This window comes from Brachybacterium saurashtrense, assembly GCF_003355475.1.
In the GTDB taxonomy this organism is placed as follows: domain Bacteria; phylum Actinomycetota; class Actinomycetes; order Actinomycetales; family Dermabacteraceae; genus Brachybacterium; species Brachybacterium saurashtrense.
The window spans coordinates 1,059,100-1,074,410 of record NZ_CP031356.1 but is presented as its reverse complement, the minus strand read 5'-3'; the positions used below and the strand labels follow the sequence as shown (position 1 = coordinate 1,074,410).

Below are 15,311 nucleotides of genomic sequence, written 5' to 3'. Positions count from 1 at the left end.
CGTGGAGATCCGGGAGGATCTCGGTGTGGGAAGAGCGTAACCCCATATTCGTGGTGGAGGGCACTTTTGAGGTGCTCAGTCGCTGGTCCGGTGCGTATCGGGCCCTCGCCGAGCGCGGACGGGCCGGCCCCGGGAGCACCGCCGGCGACGCGTGCTCCCGGGGCGCGCGCCTCAGGAGTAGTCCGCGCGCAGCTGCGCGGCCCGTGCCCGCATGGCTGCCGGGTCCGGTCCCGCCGCGAGCAGTCCGCGCGAGAGCGAAACCAGCACGTGACCTGCATTGTCACCGAACACCTCGCGGAGCTCGGCAGGTCCCGCGCCCTGGGCGCCGAAGCCGGGCGCCAGCAGCGGCGCCGACGGTGCCGCCTGCTCCAGGCCGAGCTCGCGGTAGGCCGCGCCGACCGTCGCGCCGACCACCAGGCCCACGCTCGACCAGCGGTCGTCCGTGCCGCCTCCCACCTCCTCGGCGTGTCGCGCGATCTCCGCCGCCACCGGCGTGTCGCGGACGGTGCGGGCGTGCTGGACCTGCGGTCCGTCCGGGTTCGAGGTGAGCGCCAGCAGGAACAGGCCCTTCCCGTGCGCGGCGGCCAGGCGCACCGCCGGATCCAGCGACCCGGCCCCGAGGTAGGGGCTCACGGTGATCGCATCGGCCTCGAGCGGCGCGCCGGGCAGCAGGTGCGCCTCGGCGTAGGCGGCCATGGTGGAGCCGATGTCCCCGCGCTTGACGTCGAGGATGGTGAGCACGCCCGCCTCCCGGGCCTTCCGCAGCAGCTCCTCGAGCACCGCCACCCCGGCGGCGCCGTGGCGCTCGAAGAACGCGGACTGCGGCTTGATCGCCGCGACCTCCCCCGCCACGGCGTCCAGCGCCGTCAGCGAGAAGTCGCGCAGCCCGTCCGCGGTGTCGGGCAGGGACCAGGCCTCCAGCAGCGCGGAGTGCGGGTCGATGCCCGCCACCAGGGGCCCGCAGGAGGCGACCGCCTCCTGCAGGCGCGCCCCGAAATGCTCCGCGGTGCTCACGCGCCCACCTGGGCGGCGCGCGCCGCGGCCAGCCGGGCCGTGTGGGCCTGGAGGCTGGTCACCTCGAAGGGCTCCACGGGGCGGGCCTCGATCGCCTGCACCGCCGCCTGGAACTCCTGCAGGGTGGTGATCACGGGAACGTCCATGCTGGTCGCGGCCGCACGGATGGCGTAGCCGTCCACGCGGGCGTTCGAGCCGGAGGGGGTGTTCAGCACCAGATCCACCTGCCCGCCCTCGACCAGCTCGATCACGCTCGCGCCCTCGCCCGGCTCCGAGGCCTTGCGCAGCACGCGGCAGGGGATCCCGTAGCGGCTGAGCACGCGGCCGGTGCCGGCGGTGGTGAGGATCTCGAAGCCCAGGGCGGCCAGACGGGCCACCGGCAGCGGCAGGGAGCGCTTGTCGCGGTCCGAGACCGAGACGAAGACGGTGCCCGCGGTGGGCAGTCCCTGCCCGCCGATCGCCAGCTGCGACTTCGCGAAGGCGAGCGGGAAGGTGGAGTCCATGCCCATCACCTCGCCGGTGGAGCGCATCTCGGGGCCCAGCACCGAGTCGACGGCGCGGCCCTCGTGGGTGCGGAAGCGCTTGAACGGCATCACGGCCTCCTTCACCGCGATCGGTGCGTCCTCGGGGAGGACGGCGCCGTCGCCCACGGCGGGCAGCACTCCCCCGCGGCGCAGGTCCGCGATGGAGCTGCCGGCCATCAGCAGCGCGGCCGCCTGGGCCAGCGGCACGCCGGTGGCCTTGGCGACGAAGGGGACGGTGCGGGAGGCGCGCGGGTTGGCCTCGAGCACGTACAGCACGCCGTGGGAGAGCGCGAACTGGATGTTCAGCAGGCCGCGCACGCCCACGCCCTCGGCGATCGCCAGGGTGGAGGCACGGATGCGCTCCTGCACGGCGTCGGAGAGGGTCACCGGCGGCAGGGTGCAGGCCGAGTCGCCGGAGTGGATGCCGGCCTCCTCGATGTGCTCCATCACGCCGCCCAGGTACAGCTCGGTGCCGTCGTACAGCGCGTCCACGTCGATCTCGATCGCCGTGTCCAGGAAGCTGTCGATGAGGATCGGCGCCTCGGCGCGACCGCCGTCGGGCAGGTTGCGGCCGACGTAGTCGATCAGCCCGTCCTCGTCGAAGACGATCTCCATGCCGCGCCCGCCCAGCACGTAGCTGGGCCGCACCAGCACCGGGTAGCCCACGCGGGCCGCGACCTCGATCGCGTCGCCCAGGCCCCAGGCGGTCCCGTAGGGCGGCGCGGGCAGGTTCGCCTCGGCCAGCAGCGCGCCGAAGTGGCCGCGGTCCTCGGCGTTGTCGATGGCGGCCGGGCTGGTGCCGATGATCGGCAGGCCGGCGTCCTCGAGCCGGCGCGCGAGCGCCAGCGGGGTCTGGCCGCCCAGCTGCACGATCACGCCGGCGACCGGTCCGGCCGCCTTCTCCGCCTCGTACACCTCGACGACGTCCTCGAAGGTGAGCGGCTCGAAGTAGAGCCGATCGGCGATGTCGTAGTCGGTCGAGACCGTCTCCGGGTTGCAGTTGATCATCACGGTCTCGTAGCCGCCGCCGGGGAGGCTGCGGTCCCCCAGCGCGAGCGCGGCGTGCACGCAGGAGTAGTCGAACTCGATGCCCTGGCCGATGCGGTTGGGGCCCGAGCCGAGGATCAGCACGGCCGGGCGCTCGCGCGGCTCGACCTCCGTCTCCTGGTCGTAGCTGGAGTAGTGGTACGGGGTGCGGGAGGCGAACTCCGCGGCGCAGGTGTCCACCGTCTTGTACACGGGGTTGATGCCCAGCGCCTCGCGCACGCCCTTGATCACGTCGCCGCTGCGACCGGCGAGGGCGCCGATCTGCTCGTCGGAGAGGCCGTGGCGCTTGGCGAGGGAGAGCAGCTCCGCGTCCAGCACCTCGGCCGCCCGCACCTCCGCGGCGATCTCGGCGACCATCAGCATCTGGTCGAGGAACCAGCGGTCGATCGAGGTGGCCTCGAGCAGGCGGTCCATCGTCTCGGCCGGGTCGAGCACGCCCTCGGCGGCGGCCCACAGCACCCGGGCGATGTCCACCAGGCGACCGGCCGTGGGGACGCGCGCGGCCTCGATCAGCGTGCTCGCCTCGGCGGCCGTGGGGGGCTCGCCGAGGTAGGAGAGGGAGGCGCCCTGGACGTCGATCGACCGCTGCGCCTTGCCGAGCGCCTCGGTGAAGTTGCGGCCCAGCGCCATCGCCTCGCCCACGCTCTTCATGGTGGTGGTGAGGGTGGGATCGGCGGCCGGGAACTTCTCGAAGGCGAAGCGCGGCACCTTCACCACCACGTAGTCCAGCGCCGGCTCGAAGCTCGCCGGGGTGGTGCCGGTGATGTCGTTGCGGATCTCGTCGAGGGTGTAGCCGATCGCGACCCGGGCGGCGATCTTCGCGATCGGGAAGCCGGTGGCCTTCGAGGCCAGCGCCGAGGAGCGGGACACGCGCGGGTTCATCTCGATGACCACCACGCGGCCGGTCTCGGGATGGGTGGCGAACTGGACGTTGCAGCCGCCGGTGTCCACGCCCACCTCGCGGATGATCGCGATGCCGAGGTCCCGCAGCCGCTGCAGCTCCACGTCGGTGAGGGTCAGCGCCGGGGCGACGGTGACGGAGTCGCCGGTGTGCACGCCCACGGGGTCCACGTTCTCGATCGAGCAGATCACCACGCAGTTGTCCGCGCCGTCGCGCATCAGCTCGAGCTCGAACTCCTTCCAGCCCAGGATCGACTCCTCGAGCAGCACCTCGCTCGTGGGCGAGTAGTGCAGACCGTCCCCGCCGATGCGGCGCAGGTCCGCCTCGTCGTAGGCCATGCCGGAGCCGAGGCCGCCCATGGTGAAGCTGGGGCGCACCACCATCGGGTAGCCGAGGTCGTCGGCGGCGGCGAGCAGCTCGTCCATGGTGTGGCAGATGCGCGAGCGCGCGGACTCGCCGCCCACCCGCTCCACGACCTCCTTGAACTGCTGGCGGTCCTCGGCCTTGTGGATCGCCTCGAGGCTGGCGCCGATCATCTCCACCCCGAACTCCTCGAGGGTGCCGTTGTCGGCGAGGGCGATCGCGGCGTTCAGCGCGGTCTGGCCGCCCAGGGTGGGCAGCAGGGCGTCGGGACGCTCCTTGGCGATGATCGAGCGGATGATGTCCGGGTCGATCGGCTCGACGTAGGTGGCGTCGGCGATGTCCGGGTCGGTCATGATCGTGGCCGGGTTGGAGTTGACGAGGATGACACGCAGGCCCTCCTCGCGCAGCACGCGACAGGCCTGGGTGCCGGAGTAGTCGAACTCGGCGGCCTGGCCGATCACGATCGGGCCGGAGCCGATCACCAGGACGGAGGAGATATCGGGGCGGCGGGGCATCAGGACTCCTTGGTGGCGGAGGCGGCGCGGTGGGCGGTCGCCATCTCCGCGAGACGGTCGAAGAGGGAGGCGGCGTCGTGGGGGCCGCCGGCGGCCTCGGGGTGGTACTGGACGGAGAACGCCGGGCGGTCGAGGCAGCGCAGCCCCTCGACGACGTCGTCGTTCAGGCCGACGTGGGAGACCACGACGCGGCCGTAGCGGCCGCCGTCGTGGGGGGCGACGTGCTCGCCCTCGAGCGGCACGTCCACCGCGAAGCCGTGGTTGTGGGCGGTGATCGCCACCTGCCCGGTCTCACGGTCCTGGACGGGCTGGTTGATGCCGCGGTGGCCGAACTTCAGCTTGTAGGTGTCGAAGCCGAGCGCGCGGCCCAGCAGCTGGTTGCCGAAGCAGATCCCGAAGAACGGGATCTCGGCGTCGAGCACGCCGCGCAGCAGCTCCACCTGGTCCTGGGCGGTGGCGGGGTCGCCGGGGCCGTTGGAGAAGAACACCGCGTCCGGCTCGACGGCGAGGAGGTCCTCGAGGGCGGTGGTGGCGGGCAGCAGGTGCACGCGCAGGCCGCGGGCGAGCATGTTCCGCGGGGTGGCGCCCTTGATGCCGAGGTCCACGGCGGCGACGGTGCCGATCGCCTCGCCCTCGGGCTCGAGCACCACCGGCTGCGCGATCGTCACCTCCTCGACGAAGCTGGCGCCGGCCATCTCGGGCTGCTCGCGCACCTGGGCGAGCAGCTCCTCCTCGGAGGCGGCGAGGGCGTCGCCGGAGAAGATGCCGCCGCGCAGCGAGCCGTTCTCCCGCAGCAGGCGGGTGAGCATGCGGGTGTCGATGTCGCTGATGCCCACCACGTCGCTGCCGATCAGCAGCTCGTCGAGGGTCTGCTCGGCGCGGTAGGAGGAGGCGAGGCGGCTGGCGTCGCGCACGGCGTAGCCGCGCACCCACACCCGCCGGGACTCCATGTCCTCGCTGTTCGCGCCGGTGTTGCCGATGTGCGGGGCGGTCTGCACCACGATCTGGCCGGCGTAGGAGGGATCGGTGAGGGTCTCCTGGTAGCCGGTCATGCCGGTGCTGAAGACCACCTCGCCGAGGCGGGAGCCGCGGGCGCCGTAGGCGCTGCCGCGCAGCACGGAGCCGTCCTCGAGGACCAGCAGGGCGCGCTCGCGTCGCGCACGGGGGGTCCCCGGCGCGGTGGAGGGGGTGGAAGCGGTGGAGGTCATGCGTGCTCCTTCCGGGAGAGCAGGAGGTCGTGGTCGGCGCGCCGCTGCAGGCGCAGGCCGGTGTCGAGGAGCTGGTCGCCCAGGCGCCAGCGGAGGATCAGCAGGCCGTCGCCGCCGATGAACTTGCCGGCCATGCCCGGGCCCGAGGTGATCTCGGCCAGCGCGGCGGCGGGCACGGTGAGATCCGGTGCGCCCTCGCGCTCGATCCGCCAGGAGCCGCCGTCGCCCAGGGTGACGCGGGCGCGGGAGCGCTGGCCCAGGCCGTGGGCGACGATCCGCTCGAGGGGCTGCTCGGCGAGCACGGTGTCCACGTAGATCGCCTCGACCGGTCCGTGGGCGACGTCCTCGCCGAGGGCGTCGAGCGCCCGGGCGTCCGGGACGGGGAGGTGCTGCTGGGAGCGGCCGCGCCGGCGCCACCCCCACCACATCGCGGCGAGGATCAGCAGGAACAGCAGGGCGAGCAGCAGCACCGGGACGAGCTGCTCGCTCACCGCTCCACCACCCGTCCGTCGCGGACGGTGGGCCGGCCGGCGAGCACGGTGAGCCGGTTCAGGCCCGGCAGCTCCAGGCCCGCGAACGGCGAGTTGCGGCTGAGGGAGGCGTGCTCCTCCGGATCCGCCAGGCGCACCGGGCGCGGATCCCACACCAGCAGGTTCGCGGGCTCGCCGGCGGCCAGCGGGCGCCCCTGGTCCTCGTCCCGCCCGATCTCGGCGGGCTTCTCGGACAGCACCCGGGCCACGTCGCGCCAGCTCAGCCGGCCCTCGTCCACCATGGTGCGCTGCACCAGGGAGAGCGCCGTCTCCAGGCCGGTCATGCCCATCGCCGCCTGGTCCCACTCGCGGTCCTTGGCATCGCGCGGATGGGGGGCGTGGTCGGTGGCGACGATGTCGATGGTGCCGTCGGCCAGGCCCGCGCGGACCGCCTCGACGTCCTCCGCGGTGCGCAGCGGCGGGTTCACCTTGAACACGGCGTCGAACTGGCGCACGTTCTCGTCGGTGAGCAGCAGATGGTGCGGTGTGACCTCGGCGGTCACCGCGATGCCGCGCTGCTTCGCCCAGCGGATGATGTCCACGCTGCCGGCGGTGGAGAGGTGGCACACGTGCAGGCGCGAGCCGACGTGCTGGGCCAGCAGCACGTCACGGGCGATGATCGACTCCTCGGCGACCGCGGGCCAGCCGGCCAGGCCCAGCTCCGCGGAGACCACGCCCTCGTGCATCTGGGCGCCCTCCGTGAGCCGCGGGTCCTGCGCGTGCTGCGCGATCACGCCGTCGAAGGACTTCACGTACTCCAGCGCGCGGCGCATCAGCACCGGGTCGTGGACGCACTTGCCGTCGTCGCTGAACACGCGCACGCGGGCGCGGGAGTTCGCCATCGCGTCGAGCTCGGCGAGGCGCTCCCCCGCCAGGCCCACGGTGACCGCGCCGACGGGCCGCACGACGCACCAGCCGGCGCTGTCGCCGCGACGGGCCACCTGCTCCACCACTCCGGCGGTGTCGCCGACGGGGGTGGTGTTCGCCATCGCGTGCACGGCCGTGAAGCCGCCGCGGGCGGCGGCGCGGGTGCCGGTCTCGACAGTCTCGGCCTCCTCGCCGCCCGGCTCGCGCAGGTGGGTGTGGAGGTCCACCAGACCGGGCAGCAGGATGCAGCCGTCGGCGTCGACGATCTCCGCGCCCTCGGGCGCGTCGAGGTCCGGGCCGACGGCCTCGATGCGGCCGTCGCGCACGAGCACGTCCGCGACGTCCTCGCCGTAGGGGCGACCGCCGCGGAGCAGCAGCGCGGCGGGGGCGTCGACCGCTGCGGTCGACGGGGAGGAGGGGGTGGTCTCAGCGGTCACGGGGGGCCTCCCGGGCGTCGGTGGCGAGCAGGTGGTAGAGGACGGCCATGCGCACGAAGACGCCGGAGGCGACCTGTTCGACGATGACGCTGCGCGGGGAGTCCGCGACCGCGCCGGCGATCTCGAAGCCGCGGTTCATCGGGCCGGGGTGCAGCACGATCGCGTGGTCGGGCAGGGCGGCGGCGCGGGCCACGGTGAGCCCGTAGCGTCGCGAGTACTCCCCCTCGGTGGGGAAGAAGCCCCCACCCACCATCCGTTCGCGCTGCACACGCAGCATCATCACCGCGTCCGGGGAGTCGGCGAGGGCGGCGTCGAGGTCATAGCGGATCGTGCAGGGCCAGGCCGAGGCGCCGACGGGCACCAGGGCGGGGGGCGCCACCAGGGTGACGCGGGCACCCAGCAGCGTCAGCAGCAGCACGTTCGAGCGCGCCACGCGGGAGTGGAGCACATCGCCCACGATCACCACGTGCAGGCCGTCCAGTCCCGCGGTCGGGTCACCGGGGCGCAGGTGGCGGCGCAGGGTGAAGGCGTCGAGCATGGCCTGGGTGGGGTGCTCGTGGGCGCCGTCCCCGGCGTTGACGATGGGCTGGTCGATCCAGCCGGCATGGGCGAGCAGGTGCGCGGCGCCGGAGGAGGCCGAGCGCACCACCACGGCGTCCGCGCCCATCGCCTGGAGCGTGAGGGCCGTGTCCTTGAGGGACTCCCCCTTGGACAGGCTCGAGCCCTTGGCGGAGAAGTTGATGACGTCCGCGGAGAGCCGCTTGGCGGCGGCCTCGAAGCTGATCCGGGTGCGGGTGGAGTCCTCGAAGAAGAGGTTCACCACGGTGCTGCCCACCAGGGTGGGGAGCTTGCGCAGCGCACGGGACTGGGTCTGTGCCATGTGCTCGGCGGTGGCGAGGACGCTCAGCGCCTCCTCGCGGGTGAGGTCGGCGATGGAGATGAAGTGCCTCATGCGCCCGCCTCCTCGTGCGCCGCGGCGGGGCGCACGATCTCCACCGCGTCCTCGCCGTCCGTCTCGACGAGCTGCACGTGCACCCGCTCGCTGCGGGCGGTGGGCAGGTTCTTGCCCACGTGGTCGGCGCGGATCGGCAGCTCGCGGTGGCCGCGGTCCACCAGAACGGCGAGCCGCACCGCGGCGGGCCGGCCCAGGGCGCCGAGCGCGTCCAGCGCCGCGCGGATGGTGCGCCCGGAGTAGAGCACGTCGTCGACGAGCACGACGATCCGCCCGTCCACGCCGGCGCGCGGGATGCGGGTGGGGCGCGGGGCGCGGGTGGGGTTCGAGCGCAGGTCGTCGCGGTACATCGTGATGTCCAGCGCGCCGTACAGCTCGGTGGGGTCGGCGGCGTCCTCGCGGCCCTCGGCGCGGGCGATCAGCTCGGCCAGGCGGCGGGCCAGCGGCACCCCGCGGTGCGGGATGCCCAGCAGCACGAGGTCGTCGGCGCCGTGGCCGCTCTCGAGGATCTCGTGCGCGATGCGCGTGAGCGAGCGCCGGATCTCGTCCGGGCCGAGCACGCGGGATCGCTCCTCGGCACGGAGGGCGTCGCCCTCCTGGGGGGTCGGGCCGGAGCCCGTCGGGGTGTTCGTGGTCATGCGGTTCTCCCTTCCACGCCTCACGGGACGTGTCGTTAAAGGGTGGGGTGCTCGTGCGAGCGGTCCCGAGTCTAGCGACCCGGCGGCACCCGCGAGCGGGCGCCCGCCCCTCGGACGACGGGTGCCGTCCGGGAGCGTGCGCGGCGGACGACGGCCCGCCGCGCAGGGGGCGTGCTCAGGCGAGCAGCCCCTTGACGTCCACGAGCCGCTGCAGCAGCCCGTTGACGAAGCGCGGGGAGTCGTCGGTGGAGAGCACCTCGGCGATCTTCGTGTACTCGCCGATGATCGCCCCGCGCGCCGACTCCTCCTCCCCGTAGAGCACCTCCGCGGCGCCCAGGCGCAGGATCGCCCGATCCACCGCGGGCATGCGGTGCAGCGGCCAGTCCCGCGAATGGGTGGCGAGGTCCTCGTCGATGTCGACGGCATGGGGCGCGTACAGCTCCACCAGATCGCGCGCGCGCTGCGGGAGCGGGGTCTGCGCGGCGGTGCGCCGCAGGCGCTCGGCGAGCAGCGCGAGCACGTCGCCCTGCTTGGCGTCGGCCTCGAAGAGCACGTCGATCGCGCGGATCCGGTCCCGGGAGCGGCCGTGCAGCCGGTCGGCGCGGGCCGGCACGGTGCGCTCGAACTCGACCTCGGCCCCCTCGCGGGTGGGCATCGGCAGGCCGGGGGCGCGGGGCGCGGACGGCGCCCCGGCGCCCTCGGAGGAGGGAGCGTCGCTCACGTCAGACACGGTCCTTGTACTCGCCGTTCGCGGTGCCCACGCGCACGGAGTCGCCGATGTTGATGAACAGCGGGACCTGGATCTCGCGGCCGGTGGAGAGGCGGGCCGGCTTGGTGCCGCCGCTGGAGCGGTCGCCCTGCAGGCCCGGCTCCGTCTCCTCGATCTCGAGCACCACGTTCTGCGGCAGCTCGACGAACAGCGCGTTGCCCTCGTGGAAGGCGACCACCACGTCCTGGTTCTCGCCCATGAAGTCCTTGGCGTCGCCGACGATCTCCGCGGTGAGGCTCGTCTGCTCCCAGGTGCTGGTGTCCATGAACACGTACATGTCCCCGTCGAGGTACGAGTACTGCATGTCGCGGCGGTCCACCGTGGCGGTCTCCACCTTGACGCCGGCGTTGAACGTCTTGTCCACGCCCTTGCCGGTCATCACGTTCTTCAGCTTGGTGCGCACGAAGGCGGGGCCCTTGCCGGGCTTGACGTGCTGGAACTCGACCACGCTCCACAGCTGCTGGTCGATGACCAGCACCATTCCGTTCTTGAGGTCGTTCGTCGTCGCCATGGGTCTCCTCGGTAGTCGTCGGGGCGTGCCAAGGATAGCGCGCAGGGGCGCGCCGACCCGAGGGGGCGGCGCGGCTCAGCGGGCGGACGTGAGGTCGATCATGCTCAGCAGACGCACGGCGAGCGGGTGGGCGGCGCTCTCCTCGCGCCAGCCGCTGGTCTTCACCGCCCGGGAGACCGTCTGCTGGGTGACGCCGAGCTGCTCGGCCAGGGCGCGCTGCGTGATCTGCGGCTCGGCGCGCAGGGCGCGGACGGCCTGCCACTGGCCCCGGTTGCGGGTGCGGATCATCCAGCCGATCAGGCGCAGCACGGCCTCGGCGTCGGCGGCGGTGTCGGCGTGGCGGGCATCGGCCGCGCGCACCGCCAGCGGCACCTGCGAGGTGGTCAGGGCGCTGCGCACCGCCTCCGCGGACGCCTCCAGGGCGGGACCGGACAGCTCCCGCACGGAGTCCGGCAGCGGCGCGGGCACCGCGCCGATCCCCAGTCCGACGGCGACCGCACCGCTCTCCACGGCGCGCAGCAGCACCTCCAGCGCGGTCTCGGCGCGACCGGCCAGCACGAGCATCTCCGGGCCGGCCGTCCGCTCCGGCGGCAGCGGCAGCTCCAGGGGGTCGAGGGCGGCCAGCAGCTCCGGCACGGGATCCGCGGCGGTGCGGCCGTGGCCGGGCCGGCCGGAGAGGGACAGGACGAACATCGGACCCGCTTTCGCACGCGCTGCACAGAGAAAATCGGCTGTTCCTCACGATACAGCCCGGGGGGCCGGTCGCGGCCTCGCGGCGAGCCGCCGGCTCAGGCCAGCTCGATGAGCTCCTGGTACTCGGCGTTCCAGAGGTCCTCGACCGCGTCCGGCATCATCAGCACCCGCTCCGGGCTGAGCGCCGCGACCGCGCCGGGATCGTGGGAGACCAGCACCACGGCGCCCTCGAAGGCGGCCAGCGCTCCCAGGATCTCCTCGCGGCTGGCCGGGTCGAGGTTGTTCGTCGGCTCGTCCAGCAGCAGCACGTTCGCGCTGGAGACCACCAGCGCCGCGAGCGCCAGGCGGGTCTTCTCCCCGCCGGAGAGAACCCGGGCCGGCTTGTACACGTCGTCCCCGGTGAACAGGAAGGAGCCCAGGATCTTGCGGGCCTCGACCTCCGGCAGCTCGTACGCCGCGGTCATCATGTTCTCCAGCACGGTGCGGTCCAGGTCCAGCGTCTCGTGCTCCTGGGCGTAGTAGCCCACGCGCAGGCCGTGCCCGGGCAGCAGGCCACCGGTGTCCGAGGCGTCCACGCCCGCGAGGATCCGCAGCAGGGTCGTCTTGCCGGCGCCGTTCAGGCCCAGGATCACCACCTTCGAGCCGCGGTCGATGGCGAGGTCCACGCCGGTGAAGATCTCGAGGCTGCCGTAGGACTTCGAGAGGTCCTCCGCCATCAGCGGGGTCTTCCCGCAGGGAGCGGGCTTGGGGAAGCGCAGCGAGGCCACGCGGTCCTGCTGCCGCTCCCCCTCGACGCCGTCGAGCATCCGCTCGGCGCGCCGCAGCATGTTCTGGGCCGCGACGGCCTTGGTGGCCTTGGCGCGCATCTTCTCCGCCTGGGCGGTGAGCTGGGTGGCTTTCTTCTCCGCGTTGGCGCGCTCCCGCTTGCGGCGCTTCTCGTCGTCCTCGCGCTGGCGCAGGTACTGCTTCCAGCCCATGTTGTAGATGTCGATGTGCGCGCGGTTCGCGTCGAGGTAGAACACCTTGTTGACCACCTGCTCGACGAGCTCCACGTCGTGGCTGATCACGATCAGCCCGCCGCGGTAGCTCATGAGGTACTCCCGCAGCCACACGATGGAGTCGTGGTCGAGGTGGTTGGTGGGCTCGTCGAGGATCATCGTGGAGGCCTGCGAGAACAGGATGCGCGCCAGCTCCACGCGGCGGCGCTGACCGCCGGAGAGGGTGCCGAGCTCCTGCTCCAGCAGGCGGTTGGGCAGTCCCAGGTTCGCGGCCATGCGCTTGGCCTCGGCCTCCGCCGCGTAGCCGCCCGCCGCCTCGAGCTCCGCCTCGATGCGCGGGTAGCGGTTCATCGCCTTCTCCCGGCGGGCCTCGGAGAGGGACATGTCCCCCATCTCCTCCTCCGCGCGCCGCAGCTTCTTCAGGATCCCGTCGAGGCCGCGCGCGGAGAGGATCCGCGAGAGCACCGGTTCGGTGTCCTCGCCGCTGTGGGTGTCCTGCGGGAGGTAGCCGAGCTCGCCGGCCACCTCGACGCTGCCCTCGGAGGGGTCCAGCGTGCCCGAGAGCACCTTGGTGAGCGTGGTCTTGCCGGCGCCGTTGCGGCCCACCAGGCCGATCCTGTCTCCGTCGGTGACCTGGAAGGACACGCCGCTCATGAGCAGCCGGGCGCCGACGCGGATGGCGAGGTCGTGCACGGTGATCACGGGTGGGGGCTCCTGTCCGACGGGGGCGGCCCGATGGAGGGCCGGATCGAGTCTAGGGCCGCCCCGGCGAGAGGTCCCGCAGATTCCCGGTCACGGTGCCGCGCACCACAGCACCCACGGCACGGATCGGGGTTCCGACGCCCCGCCGAGGTGTCATCCTGGTGCCGGTGGTCGTGTCCGCGGCCACGGAGCTCAGCAGAGAGGCTGGACATGCGCATCGGGGTGCCCCGCGAGGTCAAGAACAACGAGAACCGGGTGGGCCTGGGTGCCGCCGGCGTCCACGAGCTGGTGGTGCGCGGGCACGAGGTCGTGGTGGAGGCGGGCGCCGGGATCGGCTCGCGCGTCACCGACGAGGACTACGTCCAGGCCGGGGCCCGGATCCTGCCCACGGCCGACGAGGTCTGGGCGCAGGCCGAGATGATCATCAAGGTCAAGGAGCCGCTGCCGGAGGAGTACGGGCGCCTGCGCCGCGGCCAGATCCTGTTCACCTACCTGCACCTGGCCGCCGATCAGGCGCTCACCGAGGCGCTGCTGGCCTCGGGCACCACCGCGATCGCCTACGAGACGGTGCAGCTGCCGGACCGCTCCCTGCCGCTGCTCGCCCCGATGAGCGCGATCGCGGGCCGGCTCGCGGCGCAGGTGGGCGCCTACCACCTGATGGCGCCGCTGGGCGGCTCCGGGGTGCTGATGGGCGGCGTGCCCGGCACCTCGGAGGCGAACGTGCTGATCATCGGCGGCGGCGTGGTGGGCGAGCAGGCGGCGATGATGGCGCACGGCCTGCACGCGAACGTCACCGTGATGGACCTGAACGTCTCCCGCCTGGGCCAGATCGCCACCATGCACCACGGCGGGATCCTCACCCGCTACTCCACCACGCTGGACCTCGCCGAGCAGATCGAGCAGGCCGATGTCGTCGTCGGCTCCGTCCTGATCCCCGGCAAGCGCGCGCCCAAGCTCGTCACGGACGAGATGGTGGCCCGGATGAAGCCGGGCTCGGTGCTAGTGGACGTCGCGATCGACCAGGGCGGCTGCTTCGAGAACTCGCGCCCCACCACGCACGACGCCCCCACCTTCACCGTCCACGACACCGTGTACTACTGCGTGGCGAACATGCCCGGCTCGGTGCCGGTCACCGCCACGGCCGCGCTGAACAACGCCACCCTCCCCTACGTCCTGAAGCTCGCCTCCGGGGGCTGGCGGGAGGCGCTGCGGGCGGATCCGGCGCTCGCGGCCGGCCTGCACACCCATGAGGGCGCGCTCACCCACGCCGGCACCGGCGAGGCCCACGGCCTCGAGGTCGCCGACACCGCCGCGGTGCTCGCCTGAGTCCTCCTGCACAGGACGAAGGGGCCGCCGGGAACTCCCGGCGGCCCCTTCTCGCGGTGCGCTGAGCGGCTCAGAGGTTGAAGCCGATGGCGCGCAGCTGCTCGCGGCCGTCCTCGGTGATCTTCTCCATGCCCCACGGCGGCATCCACACCCAGTTGATGCGGTGGGTCTCGGTGATCGGGTCCAGCACCGCGAAGGTCTGCTCCTCGAGCACGTCGGTGAGCGGGCACGCGGCGGAGGTGAGCGTCATGTCGATCACGGCGTTGCCGTCCTCGACGTGCACGCCGTAGACGAGGCCCAGGTCGACGACGTTGATCCCGAGCTCGGGGTCGATCACGTCCTTCATCGCCTCGGTGACGTCCTCGGCGCTCACCGCGGCGTCGGAGCTCTTCTGGTCGGTCATGTCATCCTCCCGGAGGATCGGGGACCGTGCGGACGATCCCCAGGTGGGGTGGGGGCGGTGCGGCCCGGGGCTCCCGGGCCGCACCGGGTGGCGTCAGGCGCCGACGAGGAAGCGGTCGTAGCCCTCGGCCTCGAGGCGCTCGGCCAGCTCGGGGCCGCCCTGCTCGGCGATCTTCCCGTTCACGAACACGTGCACGAAGTCGGGCTTCACGTACTGCAGGATCCGGGTGTAGTGGGTGATCAGCATGATGCCCACCTCGGTGGTCTCCTTGGCGCGGTTCACGCCCTCGGAGACCACGCGCAGCGCGTCCACGTCGAGGCCGGAGTCGGTCTCGTCGAGCACCGCGATGGAGGGCTTGAGCAGCTGCATCTGCAGGATCTCGTGGCGCTTCTTCTCACCGCCGGAGAAGCCCTCGTTGACGTTGCGCTCGGCGAAGGCGGGATCCATCTTCAGGTCGTCCATGGCGCCCTTGACGTCCTTGACCCAGGTGCGCAGCGCGGGCGCCTCGCCGTCGACCGCGGTCTTGGCGGTGCGCAGGAAGTTCGAGACGGTCACGCCGGGGACCTCGACGGGGTACTGCATGGCGAGGAAGAGGCCCGCCCGGGCGCGCTCGTCGACGCTCATCTCGAGTACGTCCTCGCCGTCGAGCAGGACCTCGCCGCCGGTGATCTCGTACTTGGGGTGGCCGGCGATGGCGTAGGCGAGGGTGGACTTGCCCGAGCCGTTGGGGCCCATGATCGCGTGGGTCTCGCCGCCCTTGATGGTGAGGTCGACCCCCTTGAGGATCTCCTTGGTGCCCTCAGGGGTCTCGACGGTGGCGTGGAGGTTCTTGATCTCCAGGATCGACATGTGTGGTTCTCCTTGACCAGGAAGCTGGTGGATGAAAGGGGTCCGGGGCGGGCGTCGGGGCCGA

At 72.8% G+C, this 15,311-nt stretch carries 14 protein-coding genes; 1 reads left to right on the top strand and 13 read right to left on the bottom strand.

The window, feature by feature from the left end:
• Window positions 1–171: 171 nt before the first annotated feature.
• The 11 genes from pyrF to DWV08_RS04825 all read right to left on the bottom strand — a co-directional run bounded on the left by pyrF (window position 172) and on the right by DWV08_RS04825 (window position 12,669).
• Window positions 172–1,014 carry an orotidine-5'-phosphate decarboxylase gene (gene pyrF / locus DWV08_RS04875; RefSeq protein ID WP_115412762.1) on the bottom strand — a complete coding sequence of 281 codons (843 nt, stop codon included), beginning with the start codon at window positions 1,012–1,014 and terminating at the stop codon, window positions 172–174.
• A complete protein-coding gene (carB, locus tag DWV08_RS04870; RefSeq protein ID WP_115412761.1) occupies window positions 1,011–4,364 on the bottom strand; it encodes a carbamoyl-phosphate synthase large subunit in 3,354 nt (1,117 codons plus the stop codon). Before carB ends, pyrF begins: the two co-directional genes overlap by 4 nt.
• Window positions 4,364–5,572 carry a glutamine-hydrolyzing carbamoyl-phosphate synthase small subunit gene (carA, locus tag DWV08_RS04865; protein WP_115412760.1) on the bottom strand — a complete coding sequence of 403 codons (1,209 nt, stop codon included), beginning with the start codon at window positions 5,570–5,572 and terminating at the stop codon, window positions 4,364–4,366. The genes carB and carA overlap by 1 nt, the downstream gene beginning before the upstream one ends.
• Complete coding sequence (locus DWV08_RS04860; RefSeq protein ID WP_115412759.1) at window positions 5,569–6,063, bottom strand: PH-like domain-containing protein; 495 nt, start codon at window positions 6,061–6,063, stop codon at window positions 5,569–5,571. Before DWV08_RS04860 ends, carA begins: the two co-directional genes overlap by 4 nt.
• Window positions 6,060–7,406 (bottom strand): dihydroorotase, encoded by a 1,347-nt coding sequence (locus tag DWV08_RS04855; RefSeq protein ID WP_115412758.1) that lies wholly within the window; start codon window positions 7,404–7,406, stop codon window positions 6,060–6,062. The genes DWV08_RS04860 and DWV08_RS04855 overlap by 4 nt, the downstream gene beginning before the upstream one ends.
• The gene (locus DWV08_RS04850; protein ID WP_115412757.1) at window positions 7,396–8,358 is read right to left on the bottom strand and encodes an aspartate carbamoyltransferase catalytic subunit; all 963 of its coding nucleotides are present in this window, start codon (window positions 8,356–8,358) and stop codon (window positions 7,396–7,398) included. The genes DWV08_RS04855 and DWV08_RS04850 overlap by 11 nt, the downstream gene beginning before the upstream one ends.
• A complete protein-coding gene (pyrR, locus tag DWV08_RS04845) occupies window positions 8,355–8,996 on the bottom strand; it encodes a bifunctional pyr operon transcriptional regulator/uracil phosphoribosyltransferase PyrR (RefSeq protein WP_115412756.1) in 642 nt (213 codons plus the stop codon). Before pyrR ends, DWV08_RS04850 begins: the two co-directional genes overlap by 4 nt.
• A gap of 175 nt (window positions 8,997–9,171) precedes the next feature.
• A complete protein-coding gene (gene nusB, locus DWV08_RS04840) occupies window positions 9,172–9,717 on the bottom strand; it encodes a transcription antitermination factor NusB (protein WP_241237403.1) in 546 nt (181 codons plus the stop codon).
• Between the two features lies 1 nt (window position 9,718).
• Window positions 9,719–10,276 (bottom strand): elongation factor P, encoded by a 558-nt coding sequence (efp, locus tag DWV08_RS04835; RefSeq protein WP_115412755.1) that lies wholly within the window; start codon window positions 10,274–10,276, stop codon window positions 9,719–9,721.
• Between the two features lie 75 nt (window positions 10,277–10,351).
• On the bottom strand, window positions 10,352–10,969 hold the full coding sequence (locus tag DWV08_RS04830; RefSeq protein ID WP_115412754.1) for a MarR family transcriptional regulator: 618 nt from the start codon (window positions 10,967–10,969) through the stop codon (window positions 10,352–10,354).
• Between the two features lie 95 nt (window positions 10,970–11,064).
• Window positions 11,065–12,669: an ABC-F family ATP-binding cassette domain-containing protein gene (locus tag DWV08_RS04825; protein ID WP_115412753.1), complete on the bottom strand. Its 1,605-nt coding sequence runs from the start codon at window positions 12,667–12,669 to the stop codon at window positions 11,065–11,067.
• Between the two features lie 210 nt (window positions 12,670–12,879).
• Between DWV08_RS04825 and ald the strand changes: the two genes are divergently transcribed.
• Window positions 12,880–13,995, top strand: a complete 1,116-nt coding sequence (gene ald, locus DWV08_RS04820; RefSeq protein ID WP_115412752.1) for an alanine dehydrogenase — start codon at window positions 12,880–12,882, stop codon at window positions 13,993–13,995.
• A 70-nt stretch (window positions 13,996–14,065) separates the two neighbouring features.
• Here the strand turns inward: ald and DWV08_RS04815 are convergent, their stop codons facing one another.
• On the bottom strand, window positions 14,066–14,398 hold the full coding sequence (locus DWV08_RS04815) for a metal-sulfur cluster assembly factor (protein WP_115412751.1): 333 nt from the start codon (window positions 14,396–14,398) through the stop codon (window positions 14,066–14,068).
• A 93-nt stretch (window positions 14,399–14,491) separates the two neighbouring features.
• Entirely contained in the window at window positions 14,492–15,247 is a 756-nt protein-coding gene (gene sufC, locus DWV08_RS04810) for a Fe-S cluster assembly ATPase SufC (protein WP_115412750.1), read from the bottom strand.
• Between the last annotated feature and the right edge of the window lie 64 nt (window positions 15,248–15,311).

Coding starts and splice junctions, on each gene's coding strand:
- carB (WP_115412761.1), bottom strand. CDS start 4,364: ATGCCCCGCCGCCCCGATATCTCCTCCGTCCTGGTGATCGGCTCCGGC.
- carA (WP_115412760.1), bottom strand. CDS start 5,572: ATGACCTCCACCGCTTCCACCCCCTCCACCGCGCCGGGGACCCCCCGT.
- DWV08_RS04850 (WP_115412757.1), bottom strand. CDS start 8,358: ATGAGGCACTTCATCTCCATCGCCGACCTCACCCGCGAGGAGGCGCTG.
- pyrR (WP_115412756.1), bottom strand. CDS start 8,996: ATGACCACGAACACCCCGACGGGCTCCGGCCCGACCCCCCAGGAGGGC.
- efp (WP_115412755.1), bottom strand. CDS start 10,276: ATGGCGACGACGAACGACCTCAAGAACGGAATGGTGCTGGTCATCGAC.
- DWV08_RS04830 (WP_115412754.1), bottom strand. CDS start 10,969: ATGTTCGTCCTGTCCCTCTCCGGCCGGCCCGGCCACGGCCGCACCGCC.
- ald (WP_115412752.1), top strand. CDS start 12,880: ATGCGCATCGGGGTGCCCCGCGAGGTCAAGAACAACGAGAACCGGGTG.
- DWV08_RS04815 (WP_115412751.1), bottom strand. CDS start 14,398: ATGACCGACCAGAAGAGCTCCGACGCCGCGGTGAGCGCCGAGGACGTC.
- sufC (WP_115412750.1), bottom strand. CDS start 15,247: ATGTCGATCCTGGAGATCAAGAACCTCCACGCCACCGTCGAGACCCCT.